The sequence below is a fragment of the Aureimonas frigidaquae genome, assembly GCF_001463905.1.
GTDB classification, from domain to species: Bacteria; Pseudomonadota; Alphaproteobacteria; order Rhizobiales; family Rhizobiaceae; genus Aureimonas; species Aureimonas frigidaquae.
In genome coordinates, this window is the sequence record NZ_BBWR01000010.1 from 57,249 (window position 1) to 80,715 (window position 23,467).

At 66.6% G+C, this 23,467-nt stretch carries 24 protein-coding genes; 10 read left to right on the forward strand and 14 right to left on the reverse strand.

The genetic code is table 11. The annotated features are described in order from the left end of the window. Positions 1 to 50: 50 nt before the first annotated feature. The 5 genes from AUL30_RS10975 to AUL30_RS10995 form a co-directional block, all read right to left on the reverse strand. Positions 51 to 782, reverse strand: a complete 732-nt coding sequence (locus AUL30_RS10975) for an SDR family oxidoreductase (protein ID WP_062228039.1) — start codon at positions 780 to 782, stop codon at positions 51 to 53. Positions 783 to 821: 39 nt separating this feature from the next. Further along, positions 822 to 1,793 (reverse strand): ABC transporter permease, encoded by a 972-nt coding sequence (locus AUL30_RS10980; RefSeq protein ID WP_062227934.1) that lies wholly within the window; start codon positions 1,791 to 1,793, stop codon positions 822 to 824. Then, entirely contained in the window at positions 1,783 to 3,285 is a 1,503-nt protein-coding gene (locus tag AUL30_RS10985; RefSeq protein ID WP_062227935.1) for a sugar ABC transporter ATP-binding protein, read from the reverse strand. Before AUL30_RS10985 ends, AUL30_RS10980 begins: the two co-directional genes overlap by 11 nt. 54 nt (positions 3,286 to 3,339) lie before the next feature. Beyond that, the gene (locus AUL30_RS10990; protein ID WP_062227936.1) at positions 3,340 to 4,254 is read right to left on the reverse strand and encodes an ABC transporter substrate-binding protein; all 915 of its coding nucleotides are present in this window, start codon (positions 4,252 to 4,254) and stop codon (positions 3,340 to 3,342) included. Positions 4,255 to 4,359: 105 nt separating this feature from the next. Next, positions 4,360 to 5,241 carry a helix-turn-helix domain-containing protein gene (locus AUL30_RS10995; RefSeq protein ID WP_062227937.1) on the reverse strand — a complete coding sequence of 294 codons (882 nt, stop codon included), beginning with the start codon at positions 5,239 to 5,241 and terminating at the stop codon, positions 4,360 to 4,362. A gap of 513 nt (positions 5,242 to 5,754) precedes the next feature. Here AUL30_RS10995 and AUL30_RS11000 point away from each other — a divergent pair. After that, on the forward strand, positions 5,755 to 6,411 hold the full coding sequence (locus tag AUL30_RS11000) for a thermonuclease family protein (protein WP_244490797.1): 657 nt from the start codon (positions 5,755 to 5,757) through the stop codon (positions 6,409 to 6,411). 210 nt (positions 6,412 to 6,621) lie between these two features. Further along, on the forward strand, positions 6,622 to 6,921 hold the full coding sequence (locus AUL30_RS11005; protein WP_062227939.1) for a BrnA antitoxin family protein: 300 nt from the start codon (positions 6,622 to 6,624) through the stop codon (positions 6,919 to 6,921). Positions 6,922 to 6,963: 42 nt separating this feature from the next. Here AUL30_RS11005 and AUL30_RS11010 read toward each other — a convergent pair whose 3' ends face one another. After that, a complete protein-coding gene (locus tag AUL30_RS11010; RefSeq protein ID WP_062227940.1) occupies positions 6,964 to 8,007 on the reverse strand; it encodes a tartrate dehydrogenase in 1,044 nt (347 codons plus the stop codon). Positions 8,008 to 8,313: 306 nt separating this feature from the next. On the opposite strand from AUL30_RS11010, the gene AUL30_RS19740 reads away from it, so the two are divergent. The 5 genes from AUL30_RS19740 (at position 8,314) to AUL30_RS11030 (ending at position 12,717) form a co-directional block, all read left to right on the forward strand. After that, the gene (locus AUL30_RS19740) at positions 8,314 to 8,451 is read left to right on the forward strand and encodes a hypothetical protein (RefSeq protein ID WP_157070086.1); all 138 of its coding nucleotides are present in this window, start codon (positions 8,314 to 8,316) and stop codon (positions 8,449 to 8,451) included. A 137-nt stretch (positions 8,452 to 8,588) separates the two neighbouring features. Next, positions 8,589 to 9,515, forward strand: a complete 927-nt coding sequence (locus AUL30_RS11015) for a hypothetical protein (RefSeq protein WP_157070087.1) — start codon at positions 8,589 to 8,591, stop codon at positions 9,513 to 9,515. 112 nt (positions 9,516 to 9,627) lie between these two features. Then, entirely contained in the window at positions 9,628 to 11,079 is a 1,452-nt protein-coding gene (locus tag AUL30_RS11020; protein ID WP_062228040.1) for a UbiA family prenyltransferase, read from the forward strand. A gap of 2 nt (positions 11,080 to 11,081) precedes the next feature. Then, a complete protein-coding gene (locus tag AUL30_RS11025) occupies positions 11,082 to 12,350 on the forward strand; it encodes an ArnT family glycosyltransferase (RefSeq protein WP_062227942.1) in 1,269 nt (422 codons plus the stop codon). A gap of 10 nt (positions 12,351 to 12,360) precedes the next feature. Then, entirely contained in the window at positions 12,361 to 12,717 is a 357-nt protein-coding gene (locus tag AUL30_RS11030) for a hypothetical protein (protein ID WP_062227943.1), read from the forward strand. 3 nt (positions 12,718 to 12,720) lie between these two features. Here AUL30_RS11030 and AUL30_RS11035 read toward each other — a convergent pair whose 3' ends face one another. Next, positions 12,721 to 13,926, reverse strand: a complete 1,206-nt coding sequence (locus AUL30_RS11035) for an MFS transporter (protein ID WP_062227944.1) — start codon at positions 13,924 to 13,926, stop codon at positions 12,721 to 12,723. A gap of 59 nt (positions 13,927 to 13,985) precedes the next feature. Between AUL30_RS11035 and AUL30_RS11040 the strand changes: the two genes are divergently transcribed. Beyond that, positions 13,986 to 14,972 (forward strand): AraC family transcriptional regulator, encoded by a 987-nt coding sequence (locus AUL30_RS11040; RefSeq protein WP_062227945.1) that lies wholly within the window; start codon positions 13,986 to 13,988, stop codon positions 14,970 to 14,972. Between the two features lie 11 nt (positions 14,973 to 14,983). Here the strand turns inward: AUL30_RS11040 and AUL30_RS11045 are convergent, their stop codons facing one another. Further along, the gene (locus AUL30_RS11045; protein WP_062227946.1) at positions 14,984 to 16,042 is read right to left on the reverse strand and encodes an alanine racemase; all 1,059 of its coding nucleotides are present in this window, start codon (positions 16,040 to 16,042) and stop codon (positions 14,984 to 14,986) included. A 160-nt stretch (positions 16,043 to 16,202) separates the two neighbouring features. Between AUL30_RS11045 and AUL30_RS11050 the strand changes: the two genes are divergently transcribed. Continuing rightward, the gene (locus tag AUL30_RS11050; RefSeq protein WP_062227947.1) at positions 16,203 to 16,592 is read left to right on the forward strand and encodes a RidA family protein; all 390 of its coding nucleotides are present in this window, start codon (positions 16,203 to 16,205) and stop codon (positions 16,590 to 16,592) included. On the opposite strand, the gene mmsB is transcribed toward AUL30_RS11050, so the two are convergent. From mmsB to AUL30_RS11080, 6 genes are all read right to left on the reverse strand, one after another. Further along, on the reverse strand, positions 16,589 to 17,479 hold the full coding sequence (gene mmsB, locus AUL30_RS11055) for a 3-hydroxyisobutyrate dehydrogenase (RefSeq protein WP_062227948.1): 891 nt from the start codon (positions 17,477 to 17,479) through the stop codon (positions 16,589 to 16,591). The genes AUL30_RS11050 and mmsB overlap by 4 nt on opposite strands. A gap of 88 nt (positions 17,480 to 17,567) precedes the next feature. After that, the gene (locus AUL30_RS11060; protein WP_244490804.1) at positions 17,568 to 18,551 is read right to left on the reverse strand and encodes a branched-chain amino acid ABC transporter permease; all 984 of its coding nucleotides are present in this window, start codon (positions 18,549 to 18,551) and stop codon (positions 17,568 to 17,570) included. Positions 18,552 to 18,573: 22 nt separating this feature from the next. Beyond that, positions 18,574 to 19,458, reverse strand: coding sequence for a branched-chain amino acid ABC transporter permease (locus AUL30_RS11065; protein WP_062227950.1), 885 nt, complete (start codon positions 19,456 to 19,458; stop codon positions 18,574 to 18,576). Between the two features lie 5 nt (positions 19,459 to 19,463). Continuing rightward, positions 19,464 to 20,204 (reverse strand): ABC transporter ATP-binding protein, encoded by a 741-nt coding sequence (locus AUL30_RS11070; protein ID WP_062227951.1) that lies wholly within the window; start codon positions 20,202 to 20,204, stop codon positions 19,464 to 19,466. After that, positions 20,201 to 21,001 carry an ABC transporter ATP-binding protein gene (locus AUL30_RS11075; protein WP_062227952.1) on the reverse strand — a complete coding sequence of 267 codons (801 nt, stop codon included), beginning with the start codon at positions 20,999 to 21,001 and terminating at the stop codon, positions 20,201 to 20,203. The genes AUL30_RS11070 and AUL30_RS11075 overlap by 4 nt, the downstream gene beginning before the upstream one ends. Before the next feature lie 8 nt (positions 21,002 to 21,009). Next, positions 21,010 to 22,215, reverse strand: a complete 1,206-nt coding sequence (locus tag AUL30_RS11080) for an ABC transporter substrate-binding protein (RefSeq protein WP_062227953.1) — start codon at positions 22,213 to 22,215, stop codon at positions 21,010 to 21,012. Positions 22,216 to 22,494: 279 nt separating this feature from the next. On the opposite strand from AUL30_RS11080, the gene AUL30_RS11085 reads away from it, so the two are divergent. Continuing rightward, positions 22,495 to 23,409, forward strand: a complete 915-nt coding sequence (locus AUL30_RS11085; RefSeq protein WP_062227954.1) for a LysR family transcriptional regulator — start codon at positions 22,495 to 22,497, stop codon at positions 23,407 to 23,409. The last annotated feature ends 58 nt before the right edge of the window (positions 23,410 to 23,467 follow it).

Genomic DNA, 23,467 nt, shown 5'->3' on the forward strand with positions numbered 1-23,467 from the left:
GCAGAAATCCGAACGGGCGGAGCCGGAATGGCTCCGCCCGGACCCGAAGGTCAGACCCGGTCGAAATTGGTCGGCAGGACCAGCATGTCGCGGATGGTGACCGTGCGCTTGCGGGTCAGCATGTAGACGACCGCGTCGGCCACTTCGCTCGGGTCGATCAGGCTGCCGGATTCCTTGGCCTTGCGCAGGTTCTCCTCCGGCCAGTCGGCGAGCAGCGCCGACACGACGGGGCCCGGTGAAACCTGGCCCACGCGCACGCCATGCGGGATCATCTGCCGGCGCATGGTCTGCACGAAGCAGGTGACGGCCCATTTGGACGAGGCGTAGACCGGCTCCCAATAGGTCGGGTAATGGCCGGCCACCGAGCAGGTGACGATGATGTCGCCCGTCTTGCGCGCAGTCATGTGCGGCACGACGTCATGCACGTTCTTGATGACGGCGTTGACGTTGAGGTTCAGCATCTTGTCGATGGCCTCGGACGTCGTCTCGGTGATGTCGCCGCCGATATAGGTGCCCGCATTGCAGTAGAGAATGTCGATATGATCGACCTTCTCCAGGATCTGCGGGATCATCGCCGCGCAGCTTTGCGCATCCAGGAGGTTGGTCACCTGCGGGATCGCCTTCTCGCCGAGGCGGCCGGCCAGTTCGTTCAGGCTCGCCTCGTTCCAGTCGACCATCACCACCGTGGCGCCCTCTGCCAGCAGCGCCTCCGTCGTGGCGAGGCCGATGCCCGAAGCCGCGCCGGTAATGACGGCGATCTTGCCGTCGAGAGATTCAGCCATGTTCATGCTCCTGAGTGTTGGTCGTGCCGGGCGCGTGGCTCAGCGCCATTCGCGGCCGATATAGATGGCGAGCAGGATGATGCCGCCCTTGATGACGTCCTGGAGATACGGGTTGATACCCATGAGGTTCAGGCCGTTGTTCAGAATGCCGAGCAGGATCGCCCCGATCAGCGTGCCGAGGATCAGGCCGCGGCCGCCGGCGATGGCGGTCCCGCCCAGCACCACGGCGGCGATGGCGTCCAGTTCGAAGCCGACACCCGCATTGGGCTGTCCGCTCATGAGGCGCCCGGTCAGGATCAGCGCGGCGATGGCCGCCGTCAGGCCGGAAATGCCGTAGACGGCAAGCTTGATCCGCCGCGTCTTGACGCCGGACAGCTGCGCGGCAAGCTCGTTGCCGCCCAGCGCATAGACGTGGCGCCCGAAGGCCGTGCGCTGCAGGAGCACCCAGGCCAGAGCATAGACCACCAGCATGATGATGACCGGAACCGGCACCATGCCCACGCGCCCCACGCCGAACCAGGAGATCCAGCTCGGAATGCCGCTGACCGGGTAGCCGCCCGAATAGATGAGCGCCAGGCCCCGGGCCATGCCCATGGTCGCCAGCGTGACGATGATGGCCGGCATGCGGCCCCAGGCCACGAGCGCACCGTTGGCAAGGCCGATGCCGAGGCCGAGCGCAAGGCCCGCCGCCAGCGCGACGCCGCCCGGCAGGCCGGAATTGACGATCAGCCCGGCGGCGATGGTCCCCGCAAGGGCCATAACGGCGCCGACCGACAGGTCGATGCCGCCCGTCAGGATGACGAAGGTCATGCCCACCGCCAGGATGGCGACGATCGACACCTGCCGCAGCACGTTGAAGATGTTGCTGATGCTGAAGAAATTGTCGCTCGCCAGGCCCATGAGGCAGGAAACGACGATCAGTCCGACGAGCGGCAGGGTCAGCGGCGAATGCAGGAGGTTGCGCAAGCCCGCCGTGCGGCCGGCCGTGGCGGTGGTGGCGTCAGGCGACATTGTCGACCCTCCCTGTTGTCGCGTGGGTCATGATGACTTCCGAATTGATGGCATCGCCTTCGACCGTCGCCACGATCCCGCCGGAGCGGAAGACGCAGACCCGATCGGACATGCCGACGATTTCCGGCAGTTCCGACGAGACCATGATGATCGCGTGGCCTGCCTCAGTGAACGCGCGCATCAGCGCGTAGATTTCGGCCTTGGCGCCGACATCGATGCCGCGCGTCGGCTCGTCGAAGATCAGCACCTTCATCTGGTGGTTCATCCACCGGGCGATGACGACCTTCTGCTGGTTGCCGCCCGACAGCGTATCGACGCGCGCATCGGGCCCCTGCGCCTTCACGCGGACCTGCTCCATGGCAGCCTGCGTGGAGGCCCGCTCCTTCTTGAGGTCCAGGAACCAGTGGCCCTTGCGGTACTTGCGGTAATTGTTGAGCGAAATATTCTGCAGGATCGAGAAGCTGGTGATGAGCCCCTGCTCCTTGCGGCTTTCCGGCAGAAGCCCGATCCCTTGCGCCAAAGCCACATCCGGGCCTGAGAAGCGCGTCGGCTTGCCGCCCACCTTCACCTCGCAGCGCACGGCCGAATGCGCGCCCAGCATGGCAAGGACGGTTTCCGTCCGCCCCGAACCGACCAGGCCCGCAAAGCCGAGGATCTCGCCCTCCCGCAGATCGAAGCGGGAGACTGGCGCGCCCTTGCGCAGCTGGATCGCCTCCACCTCGATCATGAGCGGGGCATCGGCGGGCCGCGGGGGCTTGGGCGGAAAATTGCTTTCCAGCTTGCGGCCCACCATCATCTCGACGAGGCGGTCATTGTCGATCTCGGACACGGCGCAGGCGCCCACGAAGTCGCCGTCGCGCAGGACGGTGATCCGGTCGCAGATCTCGAAGATCTCTTCCAGGTGATGCGAGATGAAGACGATAGCGACGTTCTGCCGCCGCAATTCCCGCATGACCTTGAAGAGGTGCTCGACTTCCGACGGCGTCAAGGTGGCGGTCGGCTCGTCGAGGACGAGGATCCGCGCATCCAGGGACAGCGCCTTGGCGATCTCCACGAATTGCTGTTGCGCCACGGACAGCCGGTTCACCGGAACGCTCAAGGGCACGTCGATGCCGAGCCGCTGCATGATCTCGGCCGCGCGCTTGCGCATGGCCTTGCGATCGAGCAGCCCGAGCGGGCCCTTGACCTCGCGCGCCAGGAACATGTTCTCCACCGCGTCGAGATAGGGAATGAGGCTGAATTCCTGGAAGACGATGCCGATGCCGGCGGCGATGGCCTCGTCGTAATCGGCGAAGCTGCGCTCCTGCCCGTCGATGCGGATGGTCCCCGCGCTCGGCTGGACGATGCCGCACAGAATCTTCATCAGGGTCGATTTGCCGGCGCCGTTCTCGCCCAGGAGAGCGTGAATTTCGCCCGCGCGCACCGTCAGGTCGATACCGTGCAGAACCTCGATCTTACCGAAGCTCTTCCGGATCCCGCGCAGTTCCAGCATGTCGAATCCTCCTAGCGGAAAGCCCCCCGCGAAAGCTCGCGGGGGGCATTGATATTACCAGCTGAAGTCGGCCGCGTTCTTGGAATCGACGACCATGACGTCGATCGGCACTTCCTTCGGGACGACGCGGGCACCCCACTTCTGGGCCAGCGCCATGGCCAGGCCCACGCGGACCTGATCGCGCGGGAACTGCGCCGTCGTCTCGATGAAGGGCCCGCCTTCCGCGATCGCCTGCACCGCTTCCGGCGCACCGTCGACGGAGGTCAGCTTGATGTCGCGGCCCGAACCCTGGATGGCGGCCAGGGCACCCATGGCGCCGCCGTCATTGACCGAGAAGATGCCGGCCAGGTTCGGGTTGGACTGGATCATGTTCTCGACCACGCCGAGCGCGACGGAGCGGTCCTGACGGCCGTTCTGCGTCGTCACGAGCTTGATGCCCTCGAACTCTTCCAGCGCGGCCTTGCAGCCTTCCACGCGCTGCAGGATCGGCACGACCGGGATGCCGTCCAGGATCGCGACCTCACCCTGGCCGTTCAGCGACTCGCCCAGATACTTGCAGGACATGTAGCCGGCGTCGCGGTTCTTGGAGCCGACGAAGGTGTCGACCGGGCCGTTGGCGTTGGCGTCGACCGCCACCACGATGACGTCCTGCGCCTTGGCGGCGTGGACGGCCGCTTCGATGCCCGCGCTGTCGGTCGGGTTGAGGAGCAGGATGTCGATGCCCTGCTGCAGCATGTCCTCGACGTCGGAAATCTGCTTGGCGACATCGTGGCCGGCATCCGTCACCACGACAGTCGCGCCCAAGCTCGCGGCAGCCTCGTTCAGCGCTTCCTGCATGGAGACGAAGTAGGGATTGTTCAGTTCCTGGAACGTCATGCCGATCTTGAGCGGCGCGTCCTGCGCCAAAGCCGGCGATGCGATCAGCGCAAGCGCCGTCATGGACGTAGCGAAGAGGGTCTTGGCGAGCATTCTATCCTCCCAGAGGGGTTATACGGACATATTCGCACCGCGACCGGACCGGCCGTGGCGGAATGGGTTGGCGGTCCCGCGCGTGAGGGCGGGCCCGGATCGGGGTCAGTCGGACATGGCCAGTTCGCGATTGGCCGCGAAGGTCGCGCGGAAGCGCGCCGGCGACATGCCCTTCAGGTTCAGGAAATGCCGGTTGAAGTTGGACAGGTTGGAAAACCCGACCTCGTAGCAGACGGCGGCGATCTTGACCTGCGGATCGGTGACGAGCATCTGGCAGGCCAGGTCGATCCGAAGCTGGTTGCGGTAGCGCACAAGGGTCTGGCCCGTATGCCGCTTGAAGGCTCTGGAAAAGGCGCTCGGGCTCTGCCCCACCAGGGCGGCCAGCTCGGCCTCTTCGATCCGCTCGGTGATGTGCTCGCGCAGATAGGCGATGGCGCGGTTGATGCCGCTATCGTCCGTGCGGGTCATGTCGAGCTCGAAGCTCAGGCTTGCCAGCACCTCGTGCTCGCCGGCGGCGAGCCGGTCCAGGATTTCCCAGAACAGGGCGACGCGGCGCAGACCCTGCGCCTCGATCAGCCGCTCCATCAAGGGATGCACCGCCCGGCTGGTGCCCCTGTCGAACAGAAGGCCGCGGCGGCTGCGCTCGAGAAGCGGCCGGATGGCCTGCATCTCGGCGATGGCGCCGCAGGCGCTTTCGATGAACTCTTCCGGAAACTGGATCACCATGGAGCGCGCCGGCACCGCTTCGCCGGCCGGCACGTCGCTGATCCAGTTCTGCGGCAGGTTCGGCCCCGTCATGATCAACTGCCCGGGCTCGAAATCGCCCACGAAGTCGCCAATGTAGAAACGGCCCGTCGTGGCCGCGATCATGTGGATCTCGTATTCGGGATGATAGTGCCAGCGCACCGTGCGGAACGGATAGCCATGCATCCAGGCGGCGAAGGACTCGCCCTTGCGGATATGCACAAGCTCCAGATCGGGTTGCATTCGGCGGCTCTCCCACTGCGCGTCCTGCGCCTTTGACGGCGCGGGACCGGCTCCTCAACCGGCCCAGGCAACGCATTGCGCAGACGATAGGAGCCCGGCAGGCCACCGTTCCACATCACAAATCGCCGATTGATGATAGTTTTTTGACGTTTTCGTCGGGTGATTGTGGTCGTGACCTGCGCAAGTCCCTCAGATGCAGGCCTGGTGGAGCAGTGGGGCCGCTTCGGTGGTGACCGTAAACCCCATAAACTCTTTGCGATTTCTGGATGATGGCCGCACCGGGCAGTCGACGCACATCATCTCGCCCACCCAGCCGGGAACGAAATCACATCACCCATGACTCATACTTTTTCGCAAGTGCAGCATGCGCAGGCATCCACACTTTCTGGTGGGTAAGTTCACGCATTCATCAAACCTTTAGTTTAATTCTGATCGGATTTGCGCTACCCGTCCGCAATGATGTTCAAAGCCTTTGCCGCCCTTTTGATTCTCGCCTCCGTCTGTGGTCCTGCCGTGTCGCAGGAGCGCATCGTGTCCGGCCGCGCAAGCGTCGTCGATGGCGACACACTCGCCCTGGAGGGCGTGGCGCAGAGGGTGCGGCTGCACGGAATCGACGCGCCGGAAGGCAAGCAAAGCTGCACGAATGCCGCCGGCCAGACCTATCTGTGCGGTGCGAAGGCCGCGCAGGCGCTGGCGGGACTGATCGGGCGCAATGGCCGCGTCGTCTGCCGGCAGGAAGACATGGACCGTTACGGCCGCATCGTCGCACGGTGCAGCACCCGCGACAGGGTCGAGGTGAACGCTGCCATGGTCCGGTCCGGATGGGCGGTCGATTACCGGCGCTACAGCCGTGGCGCCTATGCCCGGCAGGAACAGGCGGCACGCCGCGACAAGGCCGGCCTGTGGGAAGGCCGCTTCGTCACGCCAGAGGAGTGGCGGCGCGGCAAACGCATGCCGGCCGGAAGGGGCGACCCCGTCATCGCGGTCGAGGGCACCTGCCGCATCAAGGGCAATATCGGCCAGCGCGCGCGCATCTATCATATGCCGGGTTCTGCCGCTTACGACAGCGTGCGCATCGACACGTCCCGCGGCGAGCGCTGGTTCTGCTCCGAGCGCGAGGCCCGCGACGCCGGCTGGCGCCCGATCCACGGCCCTGGCGGCGCGAGCTGACGCGAGGCGCGCCGCGGCCCTGCCGGGTGCGTGACGACACAGCCGCTCCCTGCGCCCGCAGTGAGCCAAAAGCCCTTCGATGTCGCAACCCGTCTACACATCCATTGCGGAGCCGGTCGAAAACTCGTGTATACGGGTTGCGAAATCCTCTGTGCCGGACCCAAGCGGCAAAGAGCGCGCGCGGCGTCGCGCAAGGAGAAGGAAGCTGCGATGAGCACCAGGCCCTACGACCCGAAGCATGCCGCCGAGTACGGCTATACCCGGCAGGATTGGGAGGCGGTGGACGGTTCGGAAGCGACCGATGACCAGCAGTCCCAGGCCGCCATGTTCTCCGAGGCGTTCCCGGATATACACCATGCCATCCTGCGCAAGCGCGGACCGGCCAGGACCAAGACGCCCATCTCGATCCGGCTGGACGACGACCTCGTCGCCAGGCTCCGCTCGTCCGGGCCCGGCTGGCAAGCCCGGGTCAACGACGCCCTGCGTCGCTGGCTCGACGATGCGGCCTGAACGCAGCGCCTGCCGGCCCACGCCCAGGTCCCGCGCCCGGCATTAGCCGAGCGCGTCGAGGATCGCCTGGCCGATCGTCTCGGTCCGGTCGCGTCCGGGAACGGTTCCGATGCCCCGGGCCGTGGTGGCCTCGATGGCGGCCATGACGGCGGCTGCGGCCTCGCTTTGCCCCAGATGGTCCAGCATCATCGCGGCGGACCAGATCGCGGCGATGGGATTGGCGATGCCCAGATGGGCGATGTCGGGGGCCGATCCATGGACGGGTTCGAACATGGACGGCGCGCTGCGGTCGGGATTGATGTTGGCCGAGGCCGCGAAGCCGAGCCCGCCCTGTATAGCGGCGCCGAGATCGGTCAGGATGTCGCCGAAGAGGTTCGAGGCCACCACCACGTCCAGGCTTTCCGGCGCCATGACCATCCGCGCCGCCATGGCATCGATATGGTAGTGCGACACGGCGACATCGGGATAGTCCCGGGCCACGATGCGCGTGATGTCGTCCCAGAACACCATGGAATGCTTTTGCGCGTTCGACTTGGTCACGGAGGCGAGGATGCCCCGGCGTGTCCGCGCCATATCGAAGGCGAAGCGCAGGATGCGCTCGACGCCCGCCCGGGTGAAGATGGCCGTCTCCACCGCGACCTCGGCGGCGGTCCCCTGGTGAACGCGCCCGCCGGCACCCGAATACTCCCCTTCCGTGTTTTCGCGGATGCAGAGAATGTCGAATCCTTCGCTGCGCAACGGCCCCGTGACCCCCGGCAGCAGGCGGTGCGGCCGCATATTGGCATATTGCACGAAGGCTTTGCGAATGGGCAGGAGCAGGCCATGCAGCGACACGGCGTCGGGCACCGCGTCCGGCCAGCCGACCGCCCCGAGCAGGATCGCGTCGAAGGCCCGTAGCGTCTCGATACCGTCCGGCGGCATCATGGCGCCCGTTTCCTTGTAAAAGCGGCAGGACCAGGGAAACACGACGCCCGTCAGCTCGGCCCCGTGCCTGGACGCCGCCGTACGGGCGATGTCGAAGGCCCATGCGGTCACGTCCTCGCCGATCCCATCTCCGGGAATGAGCGCCACTTTGAACTCTGCCATGCATCCTCCACGTCGATTCGGACGGTCCGCCAAGATCGGCCCGGCGGCGCAGCATAGACTTGGGGTTGGCCGCATCGGAAGACCCATGCGACGGCGCGGATCCGTCAGCCGTCATGTCCCTGTCGCAGAATGGCGCTACTCCCCATCCCGGAAGCGTCGCCCGCCGTCCGAACCGGCCTGCCACGTGATCCCCATTTCGCCCGGCCGGGACAACCGCGCCGGGCATTTTCTTGGGCGCCTTGCAATACCGCTTCTTGTGCACTGCAGCAACGCATGCTTGTCTGGTTGCGCCGAGAGGATGAGCGCATGGACGATCTGAAACTTCGGGTGGTGCAGGCGGCCGCGGCCGTCGCGGTGATGATCGTCGCACTCTGTGCCCTGTCGGAGCGCGCCAGGACGAGCGATCTCATCCGGTCGATGCCGGTGGCTGAATCCGCTCCTTGATACCCGGCCGACCGCCCCCCCCGGATGGCATCCGCCTACGCCCGAAGACGGATGCCGATCGCCCATGGGCTGAATTGATCCACACCCCCCAAAAGTCTGTATTCGAGCCGATCTTCACCAATACGGAGCACGGCGACATGGCACGACGACAGATAAGCTCGAAGAGGCACCGGACCGGCCCAGGCCGGACCTGGCCTTTCGCGCGCCTGTCGGCCGCGCTCGGCCTTGCGCTCCTGATGTTCGGGCCGGCGGGTGCGCAGGCGGTCTCCCGCGACTTCTCGACCCGTGTCATCCAATCCGGCCACAGCCTGACCGACCCGATCCCGCCCATGCTGGAGCGCCTGGTCGCGGCAGGGGGTGGCGGCCGTGTCACGATCGCCCGTTCGACCATACCCGGCAGCACGATGGACTGGCGCTGGGCGCATGACACGACGCCATTGCCCAACGCCCGGACGCAGATCGCCGATTACGACCTTCTCGTCCTGACCGAGCGCGTTTCCCTGTCGGGCACCATGCCCTGGCACAATTCCGACCGGGAGGCCCTTCGCTGGGCCGAGAACGCCTGGAAGAACGGGCGTGGCGGCAATGGCGCGGAAACCATGCTCTACGCCACCTGGGTCCAGATCACGAGCGGGCCGAATTACGACAACCCCTACAAGGATGTCGAAGGCCATATCCCCTTCCGCCAGCGCATGCCGCTGGAATGGGCCCGCTGGGAAGCCATCGAGCGCTATGTGAACCTGCACCGGCCGCAAGGCATGCCGAAGGTGCAGATGATCCCCGGCCCGCTGCTCTTTGCCGAACTCTACGACGCGATCGAAGCCGGCAAGGCGCCGGGCGTCAGCGATATCTCGGCCCTGTTCCTCGACGACATCCATATCAACGATCTCGGGGCCTATTACATCTCCCTCGCCCATTACGCGATGATCTACGGGCGGGATCCGAGGGGCCTGCCGGCCGATGTCGGCCAGGACTCTCCGCCGAGCCCCGAGCTGGCGGCCTTCATGCAGGACACGGTCTGGCGGGTGCTGACCGGATATCAGGGCTCCGGCCTGACCGACTGATGCCCGTGCCGGCCTTTTGCCGGCCCGGTCCATGACGACGATTTTTGAGCACGGTTTCATTTTCAACAGCCCGCGCCCCGTAGAAGGGCGCCATTTTCAGAACAGGTGGTTCATGAGCGTCGCGAACACGCCCTCCCCTGTCCTCGTGATCGACCTCGACGGGACGCTCTGCCGGACCGATACGTTGCACGAGGCACTCCTTTCCGCGGTGGCCGCCAACCCCTTCCGCCTGGTGCGACTGATGGCCTGGCTGCGCGCCGGCAAGGCCGCCTTCAAGCGCAATGTCGCGGCGCAGACCATCATCCCGGCCGACTCGCTCCCCTATGACGAGGATGTCCTGGCCTATGTGCGCCAAGCCCGCGCCGAGGGACGGCGCACCGTCCTCGTCTCCGCCGCCGATCACCGCCAGGTGGAGGCCGTGGCCGACTATCTTGGCCTGTTCGACGAAGCCGTGGGAACCGGCGGCGTCGGCGGGCGAGAGATCAATCTGCGCGGCGGCGCCAAGGCGGACTATCTGGTGGCGCGCTATGGCGAGCGTGGGTTCGACTATGTGGGAGATTCGCGCGCCGACCTCGAAGTCTGGGCACGCGCCCGCCGGGCCATCGCGGTGCATGCCACCTCCGCCCTTCTGCGCGCCGCCCGCAGCCTCGACATCGATATCGAGGAGCTTGGTTCGAAGTCGGCGGCGCGCGCCAAGGCCTATGTCAAGGCACTGCGCCCGCACCAATGGTCCAAGAACGTCCTGGTGCTTCTGCCGGTCCTCGCCTCGCACCAGTTCCACACCCTCGGCGCAGCCCTGGCGGCACTTGTCGCCTTCAGCCTGACGGCGTCCGGCGTCTATGTGTTGAACGACCTCGTCGATCTGAAGGCCGATCGCGCGCATCCGCGCAAGCGCAACCGTCCCTTCGCCTCGGGCGCAATCCCCATCACCCATGGCATCGCCATGGCTGGGCTTCTGCTCGTCGCCGCGCTGGGGATCGCCTTTCTCTTCGCGCCGCCTGCCTTCATGGCCGTGCTCGGCCTCTATTTCGTGGCGACATGCGCCTACTCCTTCTGGCTGAAGCGCAAGCTCCTGGTCGACGTGGTGGCTCTGGCCGGCCTCTACACGGTGCGCATCCTGGCCGGATCGGCCGCGACGGGCATCTTCCTGTCGCCCTGGCTGATGGCCTTTTCCATGTTCTTCTTCTTCTCGCTCGCCGCCATCAAGCGGCAGGCCGAGCTGGTCGACCAGTTGAAGGCAGACCGTCCGGCCGTAGCGGGGCGTGGCTATTTCACCATCGATCTTCCGGTGCTGCGCTCCATGGCGGTCAGCGCCGGCCAGGCTTCGGTCATGGTGCTGGCGCTCTATATTTCGAGCAGCGACATCGACGCGCTCTATGCCCGCCCCGAGATCCTGTGGCTGGCCTGTCCGATCCTCTTCTACTGGTTGTCGCGCATGGCCGTCATGACCGATCGCGGCTACATGAACGACGATCCGATCGTCTTCGCCATGCATGACCGGATCAGCCTCCTGTCGGGGGCGCTGGTCCTGGCCGTCGTGGCGGCAGCGGCACGGGGATGGTGAGCATGGAAACCCAACTGGCCCTGCGCGGCTCGTCCCGCAGCTTCGCATTGTCGACGCGCGGCGCGCTCTGGTGCATCCTCACCGTCGCGCTCATGCTGCGGCTGGCCTGGGCGGCGCTCATTCCGCTCGATCCGGTGTCCGACAGCGTCGCCTACGAAACCTTCGCGCGCAATATCGCCGAACACGGCGTCTATGGCTGGACGCCGGACGAGCCCGGCGCCTTCTGGGCCGTCGGCACCTCGGCCATCGCCGCAGGCACCTATCTCCTGTTCGGGCAAAGCCATGCGGGCGTCATCGGGCTGAACATCCTGGCGAGCCTCGTTTCGATCCTGGTGGCCTACAGCCTCGGCAATCGCTGGTTCGGGCATCCGAACGGCCTCGTCGCTGCGGCGATCATGGCGGTATGGCCGAACCTCATCCTTTTCACGACCATCCTGTCGAGCGAATTGTTCTTCCTCGGCCTGACCATGGGCGGTCTCTGGTTCTGGACGCGCCGCTCCGGCAACGCGCTTCTGAACCTTCTGGCCTGCGGCGTGATCTGGGGCGCGGCCTGTTACGTGCGTCCCGTCATCCTGCTGTTTCCGGCGGCCATGGCACTGGCCGACATGATCCGGGAGCGGCAGTTCCTGCGCCCCGTGGCACGGACGATCGGCGTCGTCGCCATCATCCTGGTTTGCGTGTCCCCCTGGACCTACCGCAACTATCTGGTCTTCGGGGAGCCGGTTCTCGTCTCTACCAATTTCGGCCCGAACTTCTGGATGGGGAACAATCCGCAGTCCAATGGCGGCTACATGGACATGCCGGAATGGTCCAAGGCGATGAGCGAAACCGAGCGCGCCCATGCCCTGTCCCGTGAAGCCAAGGCCTATGTTGCCGAGAACAAGGTGGCCTTCATCACCAATTCGCTCGTGAAGGCGGTCAAGCTCCACAACCGCGAGACGATCGGCGTCTGGTGGAACGGCATCTCGATCGAGCGGATCCTCGGCCATGCCGGCTCGGTGGCGCTGAAGATCGTCTCCAACGGCTACTGGTTCGTCACGCTCGGGCTGGCGCTCTGCGGCATCGTCCTTCTGGCCCTGGAACAGGGCCTTCTCGGACTGGCCCATCCGGCCCTTGCCGGCTGGGCCTACTTCACGGCCCTTCACGCCATCATCGTCGTGGAAGACCGCTATCACATGCCGAGCGTCGGCTTCATCGCCATGCTGGCCGCCCTTTCCCTCACTGCCATATGGCGCCGTATGAGCGGCGGCCAGCGGCAGGCCGCCCGATAGGCATATCGCGATGACCCACTGGACCCTTATCTTCATTGCCGCCGCGGCCAATGTGATCCTGAACCTGTGCCTGCGCCAGACCGGCAAGGCCGTCGACCCGTCGAGTGTCGGCACGCTCATCGTCAGCCTTCTGACGACACCCTGGGCCTGGGTGTCCGGCGTCAGCGCCCTCGTCCTCGTATCGGCCTTCGTCGTGGCCGTGCGGACCTATTCGCTGAGCCTGACCTATACGGCGGTCACTGCCATCGCCATGGTCGCGCTGACCGCCGTCAGCGCGTCCCTGCAATATGAGACCGTCTCCGGCATGCGCATGGCGGGCCTGGCCTTCATCGTGGTCGGCCTGGCCATCAGCGCGCAGGCGGCCTGACGGTCAGGCCACCGCTTCGCGCAGCCGGCCGGGGCCGAACATGGTGATGCCGCCCAGGAAGGTCGCCGCCCCGGCCAGGAGTATGGCGCCTTGCGGACCCAGCCCGTCCGTCAGGAGGCCGCCCGCCACGGCGCCGAGCGCGATGGCGATCTGGAAGGCGGAGACGAGCAACGCCCCGGCGCTTTCCGCCTCGTCCGGCGCCGCCCGCGTCATATAGGTCTGGAGCGAGACCGGAAGCGCGCCGAAGGCCATGCCCCACAATGCCGTCAGGCCGGCCGCCACGGGCACCGAGGCGCCGAGGGTAACGAGCCCGAAGGCCGTGATGGCGATGGCGAAGGCGGCCGTGCCCGCGGTGCGGGCCGCGCTGCGGCTGGCGCCGGCGCCGCCAAGGAGGTTGCCGAGAAAGCCGCCAATGCCGAAGGCCAGGAGGACGAAAGAGATCGTCTCGACCGACATGCGCGGCACCGCTTCCAGATAGGCCCGGATATAGGTGAAGCCGGCGAAATGGCCCGATATGGCCAGAACCACCGTCAGCAGCGCCAGCCGCACCCGCAGGCGCCGCGTCAGTCCGAACATGACCCGCAACCCCGGCGCGCCCGCAGGCGGCAGCGTCGGCAGGGTCGCCACCTGCACCGCCAGGGCGACCAGGCCGACGGCGCCGGCTGCCATGAATGCGGCGCGCCAGCCCCAGGCCGCACCGATGGCCGCGCCGAGCGGCGCGGCACAGACCGTCGCCACCGACACACCGGTCAGGATGATCGCCATGGCGCGGGCGAGCTGGTGCATGGGGACAAGGCGCATGGCGAGGGCGGCCGACAGGGCCCAGAAGCCACCGAGCGCAAGGCCCAGCGCCATGCGCGCCAGGAGGAGGATGCCGTAGCTCTGTGCCGTTGCCGACAGGATGTTCGACAGGGCGAGCAGCAGCGTCAGGCCGATGACCACGCGCCGCCGGTCCATGCGCCGCGTGCCGATGACGATTCCGGGGCCGGCCAGCATGGCCACCAGCGCGGTCGCGGTGATGGCCTGGCCGGCGGTTCCGGACGATACACCGAGGTCGGCCGCCATGGGCGTCAGGAGGCTGACCGGCAGGAACTCGGCCGTTACCAGCCCGAAGACGCCGAGCGCCAGGGATATGACGGCAGCCCAGGCCGCCGGCCTTTCGTCACCGTCTGCGATCTGCGTTAAGGATGTCATGGGAGGACTCCGCATTGAATAGGAGCCGGACGTTAGGGGTGACGTCCTGGACTTTGAATGCTAGTTTATCCAACATGCTTGACCAATCGTCCAATCCCGACACCTCCACGATCGATCCGCTCAGCGATATGCTGCGCGGCCTGCGCCTGGAGGGCGTGACCTACAAGCGCTGCCAGATGGACACGCGCTTCGGCCGCAGCTTCGCCGATGGCGGGATGGCGCGGCTGCATGTCGTCTCCGGGGCCGATTGCTGGCTGCGGGAGCCCGGTGGTGCCTGGGTCGAAATCCCGGACGGAACCGGGGTCTTCCTGCCGCGGGGAGAGGCGCATGCCCTCGCCAGCAGCCCTGACGAAGCGTTGCTCCCCTTCGAGGCCGCCGCCGGAACCAGACTCTGCGATGGCGTTTTCGATCTCGATTGCGGCGCCTGCAAGGGTGGCCCCATCATCTTCACCGGGCTCCTGCGCTTCAACATCGATGCGTCCCATCCGCTGCTGCGCCTGATGCCCGACGTCATGCGCAGCTGTGCCCTGGCGCATGGCGGCGACGGCCGGGATGCGGCCGTGCCCTCGCTCATCGAGGCCATGGCGCAGGAACTGTCGCTGGAGCGCGTCGGTGCGGCCGGCATCCTGGCCAGGCTTGCCGATGTGCTGGCGGCGCTGATCATCCGCTCCTTTGTGGAAAACGGGTGTGCGGACGCCACGGGGTGGATCGCGGCCGTGCGCAACCCGGATATTGGCCGCGTCCTGGCAGCCATCCACCGCAACCCGGAGGCGGAGTGGAGCCTGGCGCGGATGGCCGGGCTGATGGGTGCATCGCGCTCCGGCTTTGCCGAGCGCTTCGCGCGGATCGTCGGCGAGACGCCGGCCCGATACGTGGCGCGGGTGCGCATGTACGAGGCGCGGCAGTGGCTGCAGCGGGACGGCATCCGCGTCGCCGCGGCGGCCGACAGGCTGGGCTACGAATCGGAAGCCTCGTTCAGCCGCGCCTTCAAGCGCATCGTGGGCGTGTCGCCCGGTCGGCTTCGCGCCGCGGCCTCCGACGGGGCCGCCTCGGCACGCTGAGGCGGCGTCGGCTACAGGACCTTGCCGCGGGCGGCGACGGGCCAGAGCTCCATATGCCCATCCTCATGCCGGACATGCACGGCATCGACCATGTTGGTCACCACGCAGGCGTGGTTGGGGATGATCGACACGCGGTCTCCCACCGTCAGGCCGATCGGCCCTTCGCTGACCAGCCGGCCGTGCTCCTCGGACAACTGGTCGATGAGGATGTCCGGCCGACCGACGACCGCCCCGTGACCGACCAGGCCCAGGAGGTCGGATGTCAGCACTTTCGATCCCGCGTCGATGATGGCGCGGTGCGGCGTCGGCACGGACACGACCGTCGCCTCGACCCGCAGCGCGCAATCCCCCTCCTGCGCCACGCCGCGCGCCATGAGCGAGCGGTCGTTATAGACGTAGGTGCCGGGGCGATACTCGGTGATGACGCCGGCGGTCTCAGCCGACCATATGTCCGGGGTGCCGCCGCTCGTCACCGTCGGAACGTCGAGCCCGGCCGCTTCGATCAGGCCGCGCGCCTGCGCCAGGAACGCCGCCGCGCCGGCCGCGCCGCCGGCCGGTGGATAGGTCATCAGCCCGCCAAAGCGCAGGCCCTTGAGTCCGGCGATGTGCAGGGCCAGCGCGCGCGCGGCCTCCGGCGTCTGCACGCCGCAGCGCTGGCCGCCCGTGTCGCATTCCACCAGGACGGTCAGCGGTTCGGGCGCGGACGTAAAAGCCGCCGCAAGCCCGTCGGCGACGGCGGCGCTGTCGGCCACGACCGACAGGCGCACCCGGGCGGCCAGTTCCTTGAGCCCGTCGATCTTCTGCGCGCCCAGTATGTTGTAGGTCAAAAGCACGTCGCGGATCTCGGGCGCGCCCTTTACCATGGCCAGCGCTTCCGAGACCTTCTGGCAGGTGATGCCCACGGCCCCGGCCTCGATCTGCCGCGCGGCCAGCCAAGGCAGCTTATGGGTCTTGATATGCGGCCGGGCGGCCAGGCCCTCGCGGTCCGCCACCGCCTGGAACTTGCGGATATTGGCGAGCGCCACCGCCAGATCGACGATCACGGCGGGGGTTTCGATCGGCTGTGCCATGCTTCCTGCCCTTGTCCTGCCTCTTGGCGTTGAACCTGTCCCAGATGCGGGGGCCGGGTCAATCCATGGTGGCCGGTATCCCTTGCCGCGCACGAACGATAGATTGCCCGCGCAACGCAAAAATGGCGGCCGCTGCCGGCCGCGATGGAAAGGACGAACCATGACGATCAAGCGTTACGGCACGGGATCCAAAGGCGCCGGTGGGCAGCCCCTTCCCTTCGCACGCGCCGTGGAGGCCGATGGCTGGCTCTACGTGTCCGGCCAGGTGGCGATGGAGAACGGCGAAATCGTCGGCGGCGGCATCGTGGCACAGACGCACAAGACGATGGAAAACGTCATCGCCATTTTGAACGAGGCCGGCTACGGGCTCGAGGATGTCGTGCGGGTCGGCGTGTGGCTGGACGATCCGCGCGACTTCTGGAGCTTCAACGGCGTCTATGCGCAGTACTTCACGCAACATCCGCCGGCACGGGCCTGCGTGCAATCCTCCATGATGGTCGATTGCAAGGTGGAGATCGATTGCGTGGCCTACCGCAAGCCGGGCGCCTAGCCGGCCCGGCCTGCGCGCAGCCGCTCGATGATGCCTGAAAAGTCGACGCCGCCCTGGCCCTCGGCATCCATGGCGGCGTAAAGCGCCTGAGCATGCTTGCCCAGAGGCGTTTGCGCCCCGCTGGAGCGGGCGGCGTCCTGCGCCAGCGTCAGATCCTTCAGCATCAGCCCGGCCGCAAAGCCCGGCCTGTAGTCCCGGTTGGAAGGCGCTGCGGGAACCGGCCCCGGCACGGGGCAGTAGCTGGTCAGGGACCAGCATTGCCCCGATGCCGTGGAGGCGACGTCGAAGAGCGCCTGATGCGACAGGCCCAACCGCTCCGCCAGGACGAAGGCCTCGCACACGCCGATCATGGAAATGCCGAGGATCATGTTGTTGCAGATCTTGGCCGCCTGGCCCGCGCCGCCGGCTCCGCAATGCACGATGCGCCGCCCCATCGCCGCCAGGATCGGCTCGGCCGCGGCAAACCCCTCCGTTGTCCCGCCACACATGAAGGTCAGCGTGGCCTCGCTCGCCCCGACCGTTCCGCCCGAGACCGGCGCGTCGAGCGAGACGAGGCCCTGCGCCTGCGCGATGGCATGGGCGGCGCGGGCGCTGTCGACGTCGATCGTCGAGCAGTCGATGAAGAGCGTCCCCTCACCACTGGCCGGGACGAGGTCGGTCCAGACGGACACGACATGGCGGCCGGCGGGCAGCATGGTGATGACGATCTGCGCCCCCCGCGCCGCCGCCACGGCGCTCGAGGCAATGGCAAGCCCTCGCGCGGCAGCACCCGCCGTCGCATCGGGCGACAGGTCGAAGGCCGTGACAGTGTGCCCCGCTGCGACGAGGTTCAGCGCCATGGGCAATCCCATATTGCCGAGGCCGATGAAGGCGATGGAATGCGGCATGCTCACTCCTGGCATATTGAAACGATCATCCGCGCTTGCAGCCGGCCAGCCGCCCACCCGACCGGGACGGCGCGAAAGCTGCCCGCGATCAGGGGTTCGGCGCCCGGTCGTCCATCCGCGCGGACAGGCGCCGCCCAAGGCGGGAGTGGAGGAACTCACCCACGAGGCCGCGGCGGAACAGAAGCACGCAGATCATGAAGATCAGGCCGGTGATGATGGTCACGGGAAAGGCCGAGGTGGCGAGGTAATTCTGCAGCGTCACCACGAGGGCGGCCCCCACGAAGGGTCCGAGCATGGTGCCGATGCCGCCGAGCAGCGTCATCAGGATGACTTCGCCCGACATCTGCCACGCCACGTCGGTCAGGGTGGCGAACTGGAAGACCAGCGCCTTCAACGCGCCGGCCAGGCCCGCCAGCGTAGCCGACATGACAAAGGCAGCCAGCTTGTAGGAGGACACGGAATAGCCGAGCGAGATGGCGCGGTTCTCGTTCTCGCGGATGGATTTCAGGATCATGCCGAAGGGCGAATGGACGATGCGGTGGATGGCGAACATGCCGATCAGGAAGACCGCCAGGACGAAGTAATACATGTTCAGCCCCTGGTTCAGATCGATGAGCCCGAAGAGCCATCCGCGCGGCACGGCCTGGATGCCGTCCTCTCCGTGGGTGAAGGGCGCCTGGAGGCAGAAGAAGAAGAACATCTGCGCCAGCGCCAGGGTGATCATGGCGAAGTAGATGCCCTGGCGCCGGATGGCGAGCCCGCCCATCAGGAGGCCGAGCACCGCCGCACCGGCCATGCCGGCCAGGATGCCGAGTTCGGGCGGCAGGCCCCAGACCTTCACCGTATGCGCCGTCACATAGGCCGCCCCGCCGAAGAACGCCGCATGGCCAAAGGACAGAAGGCCCGTATAGCCGAGCAGAAGGTTGAAGGCCGCCGCGAAGAGGGCGAAGCACAGGAGCTTCATCAGGAAGATCGGGTAGAGCCAGAAGGGTGCCGCCACGAGCAGCACCAGGCCGGCGGCCACGAGGGCAAGCTTGAGTGGCGTGGCGCGCCGGGCGGAAGCGTGTTTCATGGCCAATGCCGCGTGCGTCATGTCAGGCCCTCCCGAACAGGCCGGCCGGCCGCACCAGCAGCACCACCGCCATGATGACGAAGATCACGATATTGGAGGCTTCCGGGTAGAAGACCTTGGTCAACCCCTCGCACAGGCCGAGGAGATAACCCGTCACGATGGCCCCGCCGATGGAGCCCATGCCCCCCACCACGACCACGGCGAAGACGATGATGATGATGTTGGAGCCCATCAGCGGGCTGACCTGATAGACCGGCGCCGCCAGGATGCCGGCCAGTCCCGCCAGCGCCGCGCCCAGACCGTAGGTGAAGGTCAGGAGGAGCGGCACGTTGACGCCGAAGGCCCGCACCAGCGTCGGGTTTTCCGTCGCGGCGCGTAAGTAGGCGCCGAGCTTGGTCTTTTCGATCAGCAGCCAGGTGGCGATGCAGACGACGAGCGATGCAAGAACGATGAAGCCGCGATAGTTCGGCAGGAACATGAAACCGAGATTCGTCCCGCCCGCCAGTTGCGGCGGCGGCGCATAGGGCTGCCCGGACGCGCCGAAATAGTAGCGGAACGTGCCTTCCAGGACGAGCGCCAGCCCGAAGGTGAAGAGCAGACCATAGAGATGGTCCAGATCGTAGAGCCGCGACAGGGCGAAGCGCTCCAGGAGCGCGCCGGTCAGCCCGACGATCAGCGGCGCCAGGATCAGCGCGGGCCAGAAGCCGATGCCGGCATAGGCCAGCAGCAGGTAGCCCGCAAAGGCGCCCAGCATGTACTGCGCCCCATGGGCGAAGTTGATGATGCGCAGGAGCCCGAAGATGATGGCGAGCCCCAGGCTCAGCATCGCATAGAAGGAGCCGTTGATCAGGCCGACGAGAAGCTGGCCCATGAGCGCCTGGACGGGGATGCCGAAGATCATCGTCATGTCGCCTATACTCCCAGGACCTCGGCCAGCCGGTCGCGGTGGGCCGGCAGGTCACGCGTGGCGAAGCTGTCCACCATCTGGCCATGGTCCATGAGGTAGAAGCGATCCGCCACCTTGGCGGCGAAGCGGAAGTTCTGCTCCACCAGAAGCACCGTCAGGCCGCGCTTCTTCAACTCCACCAGGATCTCTCCGATCCGGTCCACGATGACAGGCGCCAACCCCTCCGTCGGCTCGTCCAGGAGAAGCAGCCGCACGCCCGAACGCAGCATGCGGGCAATGGCGAGCATCTGCTGCTCGCCGCCGGAAAGCTGCGTGCCGCCGGAGCCGCGCCTCTCCTTCAGATTGGGAAAGAGCGTGTAGATTTCTTCTATGCTCATGCCGCCCGCGCCCAGCATCGGCGGCAGCGTCAGGTTTTCCTCCACGGTCAGGGAGGCGAAGATGCCGCGCTCCTCGGGCACGTAGCCGATCCCGTGATGGGCGGTGCGGTGCAGCGGGACGGGCATCATGTCCCGCCCGTCCAGCCGGATCTCGCCCGTGCGCTTGCGCAAAATGCCCATGATCGCCCGCAGGGTCGTCGTCTTGCCGACGCCGTTGCGCCCGATCAGGGTGACGGTTTCGCCGGCGGCGATGTCGAGGTCCACCCCGTGCAGCGCATGGCTTTCGCCATACCAGGCATTCAGGCCGCGCACCGACAGGAGCGGCCGGGCCGCCGCCTGCGCATTGCCGGCATAAAGGGCGGCGCTCATGCCTCGCTCCCCATATAGGCGGTCCGCACGCGCGGATCGGCGGCGACGGTGGCATAGTCCCCGGCCGCCAGGATCTCGCCGCGCTGGAGCACGGTGACGCGGTGGCACAGATTGGCCACGACCTTCAGATTGTGTTCCACCATCAGGACGGCGCGGCTCCGGCCGACGGTGCGGATCAGTTCCGAAACCGTGCCGATATCCTCCTGCCCCATGCCGGCCATGGGCTCGTCCAACAGGAGCACCTTCGGCTCCAGCGCCAGCGTGGTGGCGATTTCGAGCACGCGCTTGCGGCCATAGGACAGGTCGGCCGCCAGCGCATCGCGCGCATCGCTGAGGCCGACTTCGTCCAGGAGCTCCAGCGCCCGCCGATTCAAGACGTCGAGCGCACTGAGCGGCCGCCAGAACTGCGTGGCCAGGCCCTGCGGACGCTGCAGCGCCACCTTCACATTGTCGAGGACGGTCAGGTGCGGAAAGGTCGCCGAAATCTGGAAGGAGCGCACCAGCCCCATCCGCGCCACGCGGGCGGGGCGGGTTCGGGTGATGTCCTCGCCCGCCAGGCGAATTTCGCCGCGCGTTGGCTGCAGAAACTTGGTCAACAGGTTGAAGACGGTCGTCTTGCCGGCCCCGTTGGGACCGATCAGGGCATGGACCTCACCGTGGCGGACGTCGAGATCGACGTCCTTGACGGCCGTGAACCCTCCGAAGTCACGGCGCAGGCCCCGGCAGGACAGGACCACCTCCCCTGCCGCGCCGACGCCGGCGGGCGCGTGCGGCCCGTCGCGATCCAGCTGCGTCATCCGAGCGCCTACTGCGTGACCAGGGGGCAGCCGCTCTCCTGAGCGGAGAGATAGGCCTGGTCGCCCGGAATGGTCGCCAGTACCTTGTAATAATCCCAGGGCTTGGTGCTTTCCGAGGGCGCCTTCACCTCCATGAGATACATGTCGTAGACCATGCGCCCATTGGGCAGCACCTTGCCGCCGCGCCCGAAGACGTCGTCCACCGGCATCTCGTGCAGGATCTTGGCGACGGCTTCCGTCTCGTCGGTACCGGCCTTGTCGATGGCCTTCAGATACTGCGTCACCGTCGAGTAGGTTCCGGCCTGGACCATGTTCGGCATGCGCTGCGTGCGCTCGAAGAAGCGCTGGGAGAATTCCCGGCTTTCATCGTCCCGGTCCCAGTAGAAGCCTTCCGTGAGCGTGATGCCCTGCGCGGCTTCCAGGCCCAGACCGTGCACTTCCGCCAGGGTGAAAAGCAGCGCGGCAAGTTTCTGCCCGCCCTGCACGATGCCGAATTCGGCCGCCTGCTTGACCGTGTTCGACGTGTCGAGCCCGGCATTCGCCATGCCGATCACCTTGGCGCCCGATGCCTGCGCCTGCAGCAGGAAGGAGGAGAAGTCCGTGTTGGACAGGGGGTGCCGGACGGAGCCGACCACGGTGCCGCCATGCTCGGTCACGAATTTCGAAGTCTGGGATTCGAGCGAGTAGCCGAAGGCGTAATCGGCCGTCAGGAAGAACCAGGTGTCGCCGCCCTGTTCCACGAGCGCGCCGCCCGTGCCCACCGCCAAAGCGTGGGTATCGTAGGCCCAGTGGAAACCATAGGGGCTGCATTGTGCGCCGGTCAGCTCGGTCGTCGCCGGGCCGGTCGCCATGGTGATCTTCTTCTTGTCCTTGGACAGGCCCTGCACCGCCAGCGCCACCGACGATGTCGTCAGCTCCATGATCGCATCGACCTGTTCGGTGTCGTACCATTGCCGCGCAATGTTGGATGCGACGTCCGGCTTGTTCTGATGGTCGGCGGTGATCACCTCGATCCGCGCGCCGCCGACTTCGCCGCCGAAATCCTCGACAGCCATCTTGGCCGCCTCGAAGGACCAGCGCCCGCCGAAATCGGCATAGACGCCGGACTGATCGTTCAAAATGCCGATCTTCACGACATCGTCGGAGATCTGCGCCATGGCCGGCAGGGCGACGGCCGTCGACAAAGCTGCGGCAAGGACGGAAAGAGTTTTCATGTGGCGACCTCCCAGGAACCGATCGAAACTCGGACATGATTGGGGGAGGACACGCCAGGCGCAGCCTTGGCCTGCCGGCCGGCACGCACCTGATCGATCACCTCCCCGCGCCCGCCGCCGTTTCTGTGCCGGCCTGTCGGACGCATTTCCCGTCTGCCGCTCAAGGGCCGCATCGACGGGTGGTACAGAAAGGCTAGACCAGCCACAGGCGGTGCGAAATGGCGAATTCCGCACAGATGCTGTACACATACGTACAGCGGATTGTACGAAAGATACGCAGTGGCTGGCTTCGCCTGGGACGATCTCCAATACTTCCTTGCGGTTGCGCGCACCGGGCAGCTCAGCTCCGCCGCCCGCCGCCTGCGCAGCAATCACGTCACTGTGTCCCGGCGTATCGACCGGCTGGAACAGGCGCTGTCGATGCGGCTCTTCGAACGCTCCCCGCGCGGCTATACGCTGACCGCCATCGGCGAACGTCTCGTCGCCCATGCGGAGGCCATGGAAGCGAGCGCGGAAGGCCTGCATGAAACCCTCTCGGGCGAGCGCGCGGCGCCGCGGGGCGTGGTCCGGCTGTCGACGCCGGAAGGCTTCGGCAGCTTCTTCCTGTCACCCCGCCTGCCGGACTTCGCCGCGCGCAATCCCGGCCTGTTGATCGAGTTCATGACCCTTCAGCAGATACTGTCCCTCTCGCGGCGGGAGGCGGACATCACCATCTCCCTTCACCCGCCGTCGAGCGGACCCTACCGGATCGAGCGGATCGCCCGCTACCGGCTCCTGGTCTATGCCGCGCGCCGCTATCTCGACCGGCATCCCCCGCTGCGCACGCGTGAGGATGTCATGGCCCATCCGCTGATCGGCTATATCGACGATATGATCTTTTCGCCGGGGCTCGACTATATCCGCGATATCCTGCCCGGCACGCGCGCCAGCTATCAAAGCTCGAGCATCATCGTGCAGCTTTCCGCCGGGCTAGCGGGCTACGGGATCACGATCCTTCCCTATTTCATCGGCTCCACCTATCCGGAGTTGGTGCCGGTATTGCCGCAACAACTCTTCATCGAGCGCGAATACTGGATGTCCTGTCACGAACAGCTGGCCGACGCGCCGCGCATTCGCGTGCTGCAGGACTATCTGCGGCAAACCGCGCGCGATCACGACACCGCCTTCATGGCGCGAGCGATCATTCCGGATTGATCGGCGCGCGCTTTTGCGCTTCGACTGTGTGAAACGCCAGCCGCCGATTCAAGATTGC